Raw genomic sequence first — 12,065 nt, 5'->3', positions numbered from 1 at the left:
TGGCAGTGGCGTGGGCGCTGACCGCGGTGGTGATTGCGACGGCCCAAGCGGGGCAACCCGCACTGGCGTGGATCGCGGCCGTCTCGCTGGTCCTCGTGGTGGTGGCGACGGCGTGGTTCCGCGCGCGCCGGCCCGCCCTCGGCGTGACGGGGTAGACACGAACCCGATCGGCCGCCGATACGAACCTCTAGCGGAGAGAACGGAGGTCCGCTTGTGAACTCGCCTCGACGCGAGAACCCCGTGCTGATCACCTCTGCCGCGCCGTCGTACCAGGACCAGCTGGCGGCACGGCGGCGCCGGTACGCCCTGATGATGAGCATGCGCATCCCGTGCATCGTGCTGGCGGTGGTGTTCGCGAAGATCTGGTGGCTCGCCCTCGCCCTGATCCTGCTGTCGGTCCCGCTGCCGTGGATGGCCGTCCTGATCGCCAACGACAGGCCGCCGCGCAAGGCGGAGGAACCGCAGCGGATGCAGCGCCAGGCCCTCACCCGCGGTGAGGACCCGAGATGACGGGCGCGACCGTGGTCATCGGCTACGGGGACGCCGCCCTGGACGTCCTGCGGCACGTCCCCGCCGATCCCGAGGTCGTGGTGGTCGACCCCGACGCGGTCGCGCTGACCGGCGCGATGGCCAACGGCGCCCGGATCGTGCGCGGCGACGGACGCGACATCTGCGTCCTGCAGCACGCGGGAGTGCCCTTCGCGGCACGGGTGGTCGTCGCGGTGACGGACGACCAGGACGGCCTGGTCATCACCGGCGCGGCGCGCAACCTCAACCGGACGGCGGTCATCGTCGCCGCCGTCCGCGAGTCCGCCAACCAGGACCTGTTCACCAGGCTCGGCGCGGACGAGGTCTTCGTCCGCGCCCGGTCAGCCTGACAACCGGTTGTACAGCGCCGCGAACGGCTCGGCCACGGCGTCGATGTCGAACCGTTCGCGGACGGTCCGCTGTCCCGCCGCGGCCACGTCGGCGGTCGCCGCGCCCCGGTGGACGACGTCGGCCAGTCCCTCACCCAACGACCGGGCGTTCGACGTGTCGACCAGGAAGCCGTTGCGGCCGTGGTCGACGTAGCAGTGCAGACCACCTCGCTGGGGACCGACGGCGAGCAGCCCGGCGTCCATCGCTTCCAGCACCGCGATGCCGAACTCCTCCTTGGCGCTGGAGCAGGCGTAGACGTGCGGCGCACCGGTGGTGGTGGCGGCCAGTTCGTGCTGGAGCCGCCGCACGTCGTCGTTGGACCAGGCCGGCAGGACCGCGAGCCGGCCCCGTGCGGAGGGCGCGGACCTGGCCAGGTCGAGCACCTCGTCGAGCACCGCCTGCTCGTCCGGTGTGCGGTCGGTGCTGGAGCCGCCGATCAGCACCAGTGCCGTCTCCTCGTGCAGTCCCGCCTCCAGCCAGGCCCGCACCAGCAGCGGCTGCTGCTTCATCGGGTGCAGCCGTCCGACGTTCAGCAGCACGGGGAGGCCCTCCGCCGACGCGTCGAGCCGGGGGAGCGCGGCCGGCGCGAACAGCTCCCGCACCAGCGACCGCTCCACCGCCGCCGGCGAGGGGGCGACGCCCTCTTCGAGCGCCTCCAGGGCGGCGGGCGTGAGCTGCGGGAAGTGCCGGAGCACCTCGTCCTGCCTGCCGCCGATGGTGATGACCTGGTCGGCCCGCTCGACGAGGTGGTCGGCGGCCCGGACGCGGTGCAGGTCGAACCGCATGGCGGTGAGGTCGCGCGCGTCCTCGAGGTGCCGTTCCGCCAGGTGGCGGTGCGGGTCCGGCGTGACGGTGAACACCAGCTTGGCGCCGAGCAGGCGGGCGGCGTCGGCGACCGCGAGCGAGCCGTCGTCGGAGTAGCGGACGTGCACGACGTCCGGCGTCAGCCCGCACCGGGGCAGCAGCCGGGTGAGCCACCAGGTGATGCCCGCCCGGTGCAGGGCCATGTCCTGCTGGGTGAGCGCGACCGGCGAGTCGACGGGGACGTGCACCGTCCAGTGGTCGGACCCGGTCTTCTGCGTCACGGTCACGGTGGTGGGTTCCGGCGCGAGCACGACGGTGACGACGCGGCCGACGTCCTCGCGCCGCACCAGCGCGTCGGCCAGGGAGGAGAGGAAGACGGTGAGGCCGCCGCTGGCGCCCTCGCCGGGTCTGGCCGTGCCGCCGATGAGCATCGACTGCGCGACCACGGGCCCGGACGGCGCGGACGCGACCGGCAGGGCGATGTCGTCGTGCAGGAGGTCCAGCATCAGCTTCTCGTAGGGGGAGCGGGGATCGGCGTCCACCGGCTCGCCGAGGGAGTCGAGGTAACGCCACAACGCCGGCCCCCGCACGGTGTCGCGCGCCTCGGTGGCGGTCAGCGGCGCCAGGCGGTGCAGCGTCGCGATGTCGAGGAGCATCTCGCCGGCGTCCTCGGAGAACAGCAGGGCACGGCGCAGTTCGGCGGTCGTCGCTTCGGGTCCGTGCTCGCGCACGGCGGCGCCGATCTCCTCGCACGCCAGGGAGAAGGTCGTTGGACGGGGGTCGCGCAGGAGGGTCGCGACCGCAGTGTGAGGGCTCGGCGCCACGCGGGTGCTCTCGGCACGTCGGGCTGCCAGTGCCAGCTGTACCTCAGGATGTGTCCGCACATCCGGTGTTCGAACCGAACGGGTCGCTTGGATCGAACGAATTCCCAGTGGTGCCAACGAGGAGGAGTCCCGTGTCACGTTTTGTCGTTGTCAGTCCGCCTTTTCACTCGCACGCCCAGCCGATGTCCGTCTTCGCGACGGCGTTGAGCAGGGCGGGAGCGGCGGAGGTGACGTTCGTCTCCGGCACGGAGTTCGCCGGGCTCGCACCCGGGATCCCTTTCGCCGCAATGAGAACCACACGCGACTCGAACAGCGGCATCGCCGAGAGGACCGAGCAGGACGACCGCTCGGCCCGCAACCTCACCGACTTCCTCGACGCCACACGGGAAGGCGCCGTGCCCGCCCTGCTCGCGCAGACGCGGCGGCGCAGGGCGGAACCCCTGGCCGCGCCCGGCCAGGTGCTGCACGACGTGCGCGAACTGCACGAACGGCTGCGCCCCGACTGGTACGTCGTCGACCAGATCGACTACGCCACCACGCTCGCGCTGCACGCGCTCGACCTGCCGTTCGTGTCCTATGTCACCGGACACCCGACCTACCTGGTCACGCGGGACGACCAGTTCTTCGGTCTGCCGCAGGCATGGCCGTCCGCCGTGCGACCGTCGCAAGAAGACCTCGCGGAACTGGCCGCGGAGGTCCGCCTCACCGATCACGCGTTCACCGCCGCCTACGAGCGGTTCCTGCACGACCACGCTCCGGCACGCCCGGTGCCGGCCCGCGCGTTCGCACTCACCTCCCCTCACGCCGCCGTCGTCAACTACCCGGAGTTCCCTTGGCTGCCACCGTTGCCGCCGCGGCAGGAGCAGGTCTTCCTCGGCCACTGCACGGCACCGGAGGAACTCGACGACGCATGGCTGGACCGCGTCCGCGGCCGTCGTGTGCTCCTCGTGGCGCTGGGCACGTTCCTGTCCGCACGGCACGACGTGCTGCGGACCGTTGTCCAAGGCGCACTGAGGATTCCCGATCTGACCGTGGTCGTCGCCGCCGGTGGCCGCGTGCGGGAACTGGCCGACCTCGCCACGGACCCGAGGGTGGTGGTGGAGTCCGTCGTCCCGCAACGCGCCTTGCTGCCGCACGTCGCCGCGATGGTGCACCACGGCGGCAACAACTCGTTCACGGAATGCTTGGAGGCGGGGGTTCCCGCGGTGGTGCTGCCGTTCTCCAGCGACCAGTTCGGCATCGCCCACGACGCCGAACGGGCGGGCGCGGGCGTGTGCCTCGACCCGAACGCCGCCACGCCCGAGGACGTGGCGGAGGCGCTGCGCACGGTGCTGGAGAAGCCGGAACCGTTCGCGGACCTGCGCGACGCGGTCCGCGCGGCGGGGCCGGCGCGGGGAGCGGCCCGGTTGCTGGAGGTGCTGGCCCGGTGACGGGGTGCGGCTTCCGGCTCACCGGGGATGGTGCCGGTGAGCCGGGGGCCGGGCCCTGTCGGACGGACATGACTCCATGGTTGCCCGGTGGGTGCCCGTCTGCATGACGAGCGGTGCTGCCTGTTCAGTCGGGGCCGCACTTGCGTGCCGCGTGGCCCTGCCCGGTCGGGACGCGCCCGAGCGGGCCGGCCCACGGCCGAGTGGCAGCGCGGGCCGCGACTGCGTGCCGCGTGGCCCCGCTTGGCCGCGAGGCGTCAGGGCAGGTGCCGCAGCGCGGGCTGCATCTGCGTGCCGCGTGGCCCTACTTGGCCGCGACGCGGCCCAGCAGGTGCCGCAGCGCCCCCTCCAGGTGCGGGTACCGGAAGACGTGACCGGCCTTCACCAGCGCGGCCGGCCGCACCAGCTGGCTCGCCTCGGCCAGTTCCCGCGCCCCCTGCTCACCCAGCAGCAGCCGCGGCCCGAACGACGGCACCGGCAGCAGCGCGGGCCGGCGCAGCACCCCGGCGAGCGTGGCCGTGTACTCGCTGTTGCGCACGGCGTGCGGGGCGACGGCGTTGACCGGGCCGCGCAGCGAGTCGTCGTAGAGCGCGCGGTGGTAGACGTCGACCAGGTCGTCCATGGCGATCCAGGACTGCCACATGCGCCCGTCGCCGAGCCTGCCGCCCAGACCGGCGGCGAACAGCGGGTGGAAGAGGCGCAGCGTGCCGCCGGCGGGCGACTGGACCAGGCCGGTGCGCACGGTCACCACCCGCACGCCCGCCGCCGCGGCGGGAGCGGTGGCGGCCTCCCAGTCGGCGACGACGTCGGCCAGGAAGCCCTCGCCGCGGTCGCTGTCCTCGGTCAGCTCCTCGTCGCCGCGGTCGGCACCGTAGAAGCCGATCGCGGACGCGCTGACGAACACCGGTACCCCCGCCGCCGCGGCCAGGTCGGCGAGGGCCCTGGTCGGGCCGATGCGGGACGCGCGGATCTCGCGGCGGTGCGCGTCGGTGAACCGGCCCGCGATCGAGGCGCCGGCCAGGTGCACCACCGCGTCCACACCGGACAGCAGGTCGGGCGCGGGACGATCGGGGTCCCACCGCCGTTCGTCCTGGCCGCGCGGCGGGCGGCGGACCAGCTTCACGATCCGGTGGCCCGCCGTGCTGAGGAACGACCAGAGCGCGGTGCCGACGAAACCGCCGCTGCCGGTGACGGCGACGGTCATCGGCCGGTCGCCCGCCTGCCGCGCGGCGGCCTGGGCGGCGATGTCGGCGGCCACCTGGCGGTGCCGGTAGGCGAACATCGACCGCAGCAGCGCGGCCGGGACCTGCGTGTCCACCCGGTCCGTCATCCGGGTGCGGTCGCCCTCCGCCGCGAACTCGTGGCTGTGCCGCCACTTCAGCGCCCAGTTCAGCGGCGCCGAGTCGAGCTCGTCCACGAACCGGTTCGGCGGCTCGTAGCCCTTGTGCTGAGCGCCCCAGCGCAGGCCGAGGGGCAGCCCCAGCACCGCGCGGCCGCCGTCGAGGCGGTCGGCCTCCCGCACGACGCCGACCGGCTGCCACGGCGGCGTGAGCCGGTGGATCGCGCCCGGCCGCTCGTGCCAGGCGAACACGTCGTCGAGCGGCGCGTCGACCAAGCTGGAGTAGATCAAAGCCATGTCACCACGCTAAGTGCGCGGTGGTGGCTCCGCTTGACGAGTGGTCAGGTGTTCGCGCCGAAGAGTGCGGACAGCCGTTCGAGCGAGCGCTCCATCGACGCCTTGTTGCGGCGCGGGATGGGGGACAGCCCGAGCAGGAACGGCGTGCGGGCGGTGGACCAGTCGAACGTCTCGGTCACCTCCGTGGCGCCGTCGCCGACCGGCCGGAGCTGCCAGCGCCAGCGGTGCCCGTTGAAGTGGCGCCACGCGATCAGGCGGTTCTCCTCGAACTCGACCACGACGTTCTCGATCCGGTACGCCAGGCCGATCTTCATGTCCATGCCGAACGAGGTGCCCATCGCGAGCCGCTCCGGGCCGCCCGGCAGGGGTGCGCGCACGGACCCCGAGCCGTCGATCAGCGGGTGCTTCGACGGGTCGGTCAGCAGGTCGAAGATCCGCTCGGCGGGGGCGTGGACGGTTCGGGTGGCGGAAACGCTTCTCTTCGGCACGGTTCCAGTCGAACACCACCCGTGCGCGCCTGCACGACGAACGGGCTCAGCGCACCGGGTCGGCGAACACCTCGCGCAGCCGGTCGCGGTCGTGCAGCACGAGCGTTCCACAAAGGACGGTGTAGAGCGCGGCCATGTACTTGACGAACGGGTAGCCGAAGGCGAAGTCCATCAGCGTGATGTTGAGCCCGACCACGAACAGCGCCCCGGCGCCGACGAACGTGGTGCGGCGGAACAGCAGCATCACCGCGGGAACCAGTTCGAACAGCCCGGTCACGCGGCCGTAGAAGGGCGAGTAGCCGTAGAACAGCCACACCAGCGAGGTGCCGCTCACCTCCGACTTCGCCAGGCCGTCCCAGTCGCCGTAGTAGAACTGGCCGCCGAACAGCTTGACGCACCCGTAGAAGGTGAAGACCGCCGCCATCAGCAGCCGGATCACGAGGATCGGTGTCGACCGTGCCCTGGTCCAGATCATGCGGCGATCGTTTCGGCGGCGGGAGTCCGGGCACATCCTGCGCGGAGCCCGTCCCCGCGACCCGGTGGAGGAGCCGTCTCCTCCCGCGGGAGGAGGTGCCGGGTCACCCCGCCGACCTACGATCGGGGCCGTGACTTCGTGGAACGGGGTGCTGAGGCTCGCGCCGCTCGCCCTGGTGGTCGCCTCGACCCTGTGGCTCGCCGTTCCCGCGCCGGAGCCGACCGTGCGGTCCTGGGCGGTCCCGGTGGCGGCGGCGCTGCTGTTCGTCCCCGGCCGGTGGTTCCCGCTGCCGGTCTCGCTCGCGCAGCACCTGCTGGTGCTGGCGGCGTTCCTGCTGAGCGCACCCGGTCTCGGCGAGGCGCAGGCGTGCGCCGCCCTGTCGCTGGCCGAGCTGGCGATGCGGCGGCCCTGGCGCCCGCTGGTGGCCGGCACTGTGGTCGCGCTGGTGGTCGACACGGTCTACCTCTTCGGCCAGCAGGACGACCGGCTGCCGGTGGTGGTGCTGCGGGTGGCGCTGGTCGTCGGGGTTCCGGTGCTCGTGGGGCGGCACCTCCGGTCCATGCGGCAGCTCACCGCGCGCCAACGGGAGGAGAAGGCACTGGTCCTGCGCGTGCGGGACGCCGAGATAGAGGCCGCGCGCGAGGCCGACCGGGTCGCGGTCGCACGGGAGCTGCACGACCTCGTCGCCCACCACGTGTCGTCGATGGTGCTGCGGTCGGCCGTCGCACGGCACGCGGCGACGAGCGCCGAGCAGTTCCGCGAGGTGCTCGACGACGTGCACGCCTCCGGAACGGCCGCGCTGACGGACCTGCGCGAGCTGGTCAGCGAGCTGCGCGACCCGTCGGTGCCCTCATCCCTCGGCGCGAGTCCCGCCTGCCTCTCCACGTCGTTGCGGCAGGCCGCCGAACGTTGCGACCGCGCGGGTTTCCGGGTGCGCACCACCATCGACGTCGCCGACGACCTGGACGCGGCACGGCGGCTCGTCGTGCTGCGGGTCGTGCAGGAGTCGCTCACGAACGTGATGCGGCACGCCAGGTCCGGTGCCGCCGTGCGCCTCGACGTCCGCGAGTCCGCCGCCGGGATCGACGTCGAGATCAGCGACGACGGGGGAGTGCCGCCCCGCCAGGCGCGGGACGGCCACGGCCTCACCGGCATGGCGGAGCGGGTCGAACGGCTCGGCGGGTCGTTCCACGCGGGTCCGCACGGCCGCGGCTGGTCCGTGCGCGCGTCGGTGCCGCGGCAGGAGCAGCCCGCGTGATCCGCGTCCTGATCGTCGACGACCAGCAGCTCGTGCGCGCCGGTCTGCGGATGCTCTGCGAGAGCGCGCCGGACGTCGAGATCGCCGGCGAGGCGGCCGACGGCGCCGAGGCGGTGCGGGTGGCGGCGCGGAGCCGGCCCGACGTGATCCTCATGGACCTGCGCATGCCCGTCGTCGACGGCATCGCCGCGACCAGGAAGGTCCTCGCGGACAACCCGGACGCGCGCGTCGTCGCGTTGACCACGTTCGACGACGACGAGCACCTGTACCCGGCGCTCGCGGCGGGCGCGCACGGGTTCCTCGTGAAGGACTCCGCGCCGGAGGAGCTGCTGGCCGCGGTGCGCAGGGCGGCCGGGGGAGAGCAGCCCTTCAGCCCCGGCGTGCTGCGGAGGCTGGTGCGCCGGGCCGTCCGGGAGGAGCGCGGCCCCGAGCCGCCGGGCGGGCTCACGCCGCGCGAGCTCGAAGTGCTCGTCCTGGTCGCCGAGGGGCTCGGCAACCAGGAGATCGCCGACCGCCTGCACGTCGGCGTGACGACGGTGAAGACGCACGTCGCGGCGCTGATGACGAAGACGGGAGCCGACAACCGGGTGCGGCTCGCCGTCCTCGCGCACACGTCCGGGCTGCTGTGACCCGGAGGCGTCCCGCACGCCGCCGGGTCAGTCGGGCAGGATCTCGACGTACCCGTCGGTGCCGTTGACGCGGATCCGCTGCCCGTCCTGGATCAGCCGGGTGGCGTTCTCCAGCCCGACGACGGCCGGCAGGCCGTACTCCCGCGCCACCACCGCGCCGTGCGTCATCAGGCCGCCGACCTCCGTCACGAGTCCCGCGATGGCCACGAACAGCGGCGACCAGCTCGGGTCGGTGTGCGCCGTGACGAGGACGTCGCCCGGTTCGAGGTCGGCCTCGGCCATGTCGAGCACGACGCGGGCCCGTCCCTCGACGGTTCCCCCGGACACCGCCAGACCGGCCAGGGCACCGTCCGGCAGGTCGTCGCGCCGGTACGACCCGGTGATCGCCTCGCCGTCCGAGGTGAGCACCCGGGGTGGCGTGAGCGCCTGGTAGGAGAGGAAGTCCTCGCTGCGCTGCCGGATGAGCTCCGCATCGGCCTCGTTCGACGACACGACGTCGCGAAGCTCGTGCAGCGTCAGGTAGAAGACGTCCTCCCGGTCGGCGAGGACACCGGACCGCACGAGCCGGTCGGCCTCCGCCAGCAGTGCCTGCTTGTAGACGAAGTAGCGGCTGATCATGAAGTACTTCGGGTACTCGCGGTAGCCGGCGAACGTCCGCACGCGCTCGATCATCCGCTCGGTCTCGGCGGCCTTCCCGTCGCCGTCGGGCAGGGCCCGCAGGCGGTCCAGCAGCTCCCGCGCCTTGGCCTCGGCGGTCCGCCGGCCCTGCTCGAAGCGGTGCTCACCGGCGCCCTGCCCGAAGTTCCGGACGTTGCCGAGCAGCAGCGGCAGCACCGTCGCGGGGTGCTCGCTCCAGCGCGGGCGGGTGATGTCGATCTCGCCGACGCAGCGCATGCCGTACCTGCCGAGGTAGCCCAGGATCGCGTCACGAGACTCCCGGCCGCCCGGCAGGTCCGCCAGGCCGTCCAGGTCGCCGGTGTCCTGGAGGCGGGCCACGACCTCGGGGTGCGGGCGGAGCACGTCGGCGACGTCGAGCAGTTCCAGACCCATCTCGGCCGTGACGTTGTGCGGCGCGGACAGGGACAGGGTGTCGGCCGCGTTCTTCTCGCCCAGCCACTCCTGGAGATGGTCATTGAGCCACCAGGCCGCCTGCATCCCGGCCATGATCACCTGGGTGCTCCGCGCGTCGAACAGCACGCGGCGCAGCTCGGCGAAGTCCGCGAGGACGAAGTCGACCAGGTCCACGCCGGACTTCCCGGCGATCTCCCGCGTCAGCGCGGCGACCGACGTCTCGGCGGCGGCGATGAGCTCGGTGACGACGTCCGGGTCGGTCTCGATGGTGGCGGGCGCGGCGCCCGGGATCTCCTGCGGGGTCTCGTCCGGGACCGGCGGGAGGAAGCCCTCGCGGTCGAGGACGGTCCGCAGCGCGTCGCCCATCAACGTGTCGGACTTGCCCGCGACGCCCAGGAAACCGGCCCGGCTCGCGGGGGTGACCAGGATCTGCGTGACGTCGACGAACAGGCGCCCGCCCGCCACGGCCATCGGCCTGGGCGTCGTCAGCTGCCACACCGACAGGCCCAGCGGCCGCATCGCGTCGGTCATCATCTGCTGGTGCCCGACCGACACGTAGACGCGGTTCTGCCCGTCGCCCGGCGGCACGGGGAACACCGTGGTGATCGGACGGCTCTGCACGACCTGGAAGCCGCCGTCGGCCAGGCACCACTCGACGTCCTGCGGCCGCCCGAAGTGCGCCTCGACGCGCCGGCCCAGCTCGACGAGCCGGACGACCTGCTCGTCGGTGAGCGCAGCCCGTTCTCGAAGCCCGGGCTCGACCTCCTCCTCGCGCGTGCCACCGCCGGGCAGCGCGTGGATCGCGAGCTTCTTGGCGGCGACGGTCTTCTCGACGATGACGCCGTCGCGGACGCGGTAGACGTCCGGGTTCACCATCCCGGACACCAGCGCCTCGCCGAGCCCGAAGCTCGCCTCCACACAGGACACCGTGCGGTCCGACGTCACCGGGTCGGCGGTGAACAGGACACCGGCCGCGTGCGGGAAGACCATCTCCTGCACCACCACGGCCATGAGGACCTGGCGGTGGTCGAAACCGTTGCGCAGCCGGTAGGTCACGGCCCGCTCGGTGAACAGCGAAGCCCAGCACCGGCGGACGTGCCGCAGCACCTCGTCCGCGCCGACGACGTTCAGGTACGTGTCCTGCTGGCCCGCGAACGACGCGGACGGCAGGTCCTCCGCCGTCGCGCTCGACCGGACCGCGTAGGCGGTGCCCTCCACGACACGGGCGGTGATCGCCTCCGCCACGTCCTCGGGGACGGCCGTCCCCTCCACCACCCGGCGGGTCTCCTCGCTGATCTCGCGGATCGCGTCCCGGTCGTCCGGGCTCAGGCGCGCCAACCGGTCGAGCAGATCGTCGATGGACGGTGCGTCCCGCAGCACCTGACGGAACGCCGTCGTCGTCACACAGAAGCCGGTCGGCACGCGGACGTCGTCGATCCGCGACAGCTCTCCCAGGTGCGCTCCCTTGCCGCCGCAGAGGGCGACCTGCGTCCGGTCGATCTCCCGGAGTCCGAGCACGTTGCCTGTCATCCTTCAGCTTCCCCCGTTTCGCCTTCCCCAGCATTTCGCGGCGGCCGCGTCTCCGCAGTCCGTGGCGCAAGCGGGAGATTCTGCGGCACGACCGGGGTCTTGCCGCAAGACCCCGGTCGTGCTAAAAGATGAAAGTGGCGGGAGGAATGAACCCGTGGCCGGTGGAGTTCACTCCCGGTCGGGCTGACCTCCGGCGACGACGACCTCGGTCTCGGGGTCGTGCGGGAGCTCTGACGTACCGGCGACGGTGAGAGTGGCCTTGCGCCACGGCTGTTCCCGTTGCATGTGGGGGAGCTCCTCGGCCAGCCACGCGGTGACGTGCTCCCGTTGGGCGGCGGAGTCGCCATCGCGTTCCACGAGCCGCCGTTCCTGCTCGTCCAGGTCGCCCTGCACCCAGACCGAGGCGTCGATCCACGGTGCCAGCGCGTCGCGGACCATCCCCGTGCCCTCGACCCACACGACGTCCGTCCCGGCCGGAACGCGGATCGTGCCGGGGCGGTCGTGCGCCACCCACGCGGGCGGCCGGAAGTCGACGGCCTCACCCCGGTGCAGCGGCCGGAGGACGTGCCGGGTCATCAGGTCCGCCCAGTCGAAGTACGCCTGGTTCCAGGCGATGTCGTCGGTGTGCACCACGGCCGACGACGGCACGAGCCGGTGCAGCCGTTGCGCGAGAACCGACTTCCCCGCGCCACCGCGGCCGTCTATCGCGACGACGGCAGGGCGTTCGTTGTCAGCAGGCGCTTTCCCGAGCAGCTGGCCCACCACAGTGGACAGCGGCAGGACGTGCCAGCCCTCGGCCTCGACCTCACCGGGATGCAGCCGCACGACTGGCCTCGCGGTGCACCGGGCGGACGCCGCGCGGCTCGGTCCGGAACCGGTCGCGGCGCAGCGCCGGGCTCGGGAGCGCGGTCGCGTCGGCGATGCCGCCGATCTGCTCGCGGGCGCAGTCGCGGCTGCTCCTGCGCGGCACCCAGCCCAGCTCCTCGCGGGCCCTGGTCGTGTCGA

Annotated in this window: 12 protein-coding genes and 1 pseudogene; 5 read left to right on the top strand and 8 right to left on the bottom strand. The window is 72.9% G+C overall.

The window, feature by feature from the left end; all coding sequences use genetic code 11:
- The first annotated feature begins 213 nt into the window (after positions 1–213).
- Together VF330_RS15525 and VF330_RS15520 are read left to right on the top strand one after the other, a co-directional pair.
- Positions 214–510 (top strand): DUF3099 domain-containing protein, encoded by a 297-nt coding sequence (locus VF330_RS15525; protein ID WP_330852297.1) that lies wholly within the window; start codon positions 214–216, stop codon positions 508–510.
- Positions 507–878: an NAD-binding protein gene (locus tag VF330_RS15520; RefSeq protein ID WP_330852296.1), complete on the top strand. Its 372-nt coding sequence runs from the start codon at positions 507–509 to the stop codon at positions 876–878. The genes VF330_RS15525 and VF330_RS15520 overlap by 4 nt, the downstream gene beginning before the upstream one ends.
- On the opposite strand, the gene VF330_RS15515 is transcribed toward VF330_RS15520, so the two are convergent.
- Complete coding sequence (locus tag VF330_RS15515; protein ID WP_330852295.1) at positions 870–2,453, bottom strand: glycosyltransferase family 4 protein; 1,584 nt, start codon at positions 2,451–2,453, stop codon at positions 870–872. The genes VF330_RS15520 and VF330_RS15515 overlap by 9 nt on opposite strands.
- 256 nt (positions 2,454–2,709) lie before the next feature.
- On the bottom strand, positions 2,710–2,844 hold the full coding sequence (locus VF330_RS15510) for a hypothetical protein (protein WP_330852294.1): 135 nt from the start codon (positions 2,842–2,844) through the stop codon (positions 2,710–2,712).
- Here VF330_RS15510 and VF330_RS15505 point away from each other — a divergent pair.
- Complete coding sequence (locus VF330_RS15505) at positions 2,834–3,976, top strand: glycosyltransferase (RefSeq protein WP_330852293.1); 1,143 nt, start codon at positions 2,834–2,836, stop codon at positions 3,974–3,976. The two genes, VF330_RS15510 and VF330_RS15505, sit on opposite strands and share 11 nt — an antisense overlap.
- Before the next feature lie 301 nt (positions 3,977–4,277).
- Here VF330_RS15505 and VF330_RS15500 read toward each other — a convergent pair whose 3' ends face one another.
- The 3 genes from VF330_RS15500 to VF330_RS15490 are packed head-to-tail and all read right to left on the bottom strand — an operon-like array spanning position 4,278 to position 6,572.
- On the bottom strand, positions 4,278–5,609 hold the full coding sequence (locus tag VF330_RS15500) for a TIGR01777 family oxidoreductase (protein ID WP_330852292.1): 1,332 nt from the start codon (positions 5,607–5,609) through the stop codon (positions 4,278–4,280).
- Between the two features lie 44 nt (positions 5,610–5,653).
- Entirely contained in the window at positions 5,654–6,097 is a 444-nt protein-coding gene (locus VF330_RS15495; RefSeq protein WP_330852291.1) for an SRPBCC family protein, read from the bottom strand.
- A 46-nt stretch (positions 6,098–6,143) separates the two neighbouring features.
- Positions 6,144–6,572, bottom strand: a complete 429-nt coding sequence (locus tag VF330_RS15490; RefSeq protein WP_330852290.1) for a hypothetical protein — start codon at positions 6,570–6,572, stop codon at positions 6,144–6,146.
- A gap of 130 nt (positions 6,573–6,702) precedes the next feature.
- Here VF330_RS15490 and VF330_RS15485 point away from each other — a divergent pair, with 130 nt between their 5' ends.
- Together VF330_RS15485 and VF330_RS15480 are read left to right on the top strand one after the other, a co-directional pair.
- The gene (locus tag VF330_RS15485; RefSeq protein WP_330852289.1) at positions 6,703–7,830 is read left to right on the top strand and encodes a sensor histidine kinase; all 1,128 of its coding nucleotides are present in this window, start codon (positions 6,703–6,705) and stop codon (positions 7,828–7,830) included.
- The gene (locus VF330_RS15480; protein ID WP_330852288.1) at positions 7,827–8,459 is read left to right on the top strand and encodes a response regulator transcription factor; all 633 of its coding nucleotides are present in this window, start codon (positions 7,827–7,829) and stop codon (positions 8,457–8,459) included. The genes VF330_RS15485 and VF330_RS15480 overlap by 4 nt, the downstream gene beginning before the upstream one ends.
- Before the next feature lie 27 nt (positions 8,460–8,486).
- Here VF330_RS15480 and rph read toward each other — a convergent pair whose 3' ends face one another.
- The 3 genes and pseudogenes from rph to VF330_RS15465 form a co-directional block, all read right to left on the bottom strand.
- A complete protein-coding gene (rph, locus tag VF330_RS15475; protein WP_330852287.1) occupies positions 8,487–11,060 on the bottom strand; it encodes a rifamycin-inactivating phosphotransferase in 2,574 nt (857 codons plus the stop codon).
- Positions 11,061–11,228: 168 nt separating this feature from the next.
- A complete protein-coding gene (locus VF330_RS15470) occupies positions 11,229–11,885 on the bottom strand; it encodes a hypothetical protein (protein ID WP_330852286.1) in 657 nt (218 codons plus the stop codon).
- Positions 11,866–12,065, bottom strand: a pseudogene (locus tag VF330_RS15465) (hypothetical protein); the annotation flags it as partial. The pseudogene VF330_RS15465 and the gene VF330_RS15470, both read right to left, overlap by 20 nt.

The sequence above is a fragment of the Lentzea sp. genome, from assembly GCF_036380075.1.
Lineage (GTDB): Bacteria > Actinomycetota > Actinomycetes > Mycobacteriales > Pseudonocardiaceae > Lentzea.
This window is presented reverse-complemented; position numbering and strand designations above follow the sequence as displayed.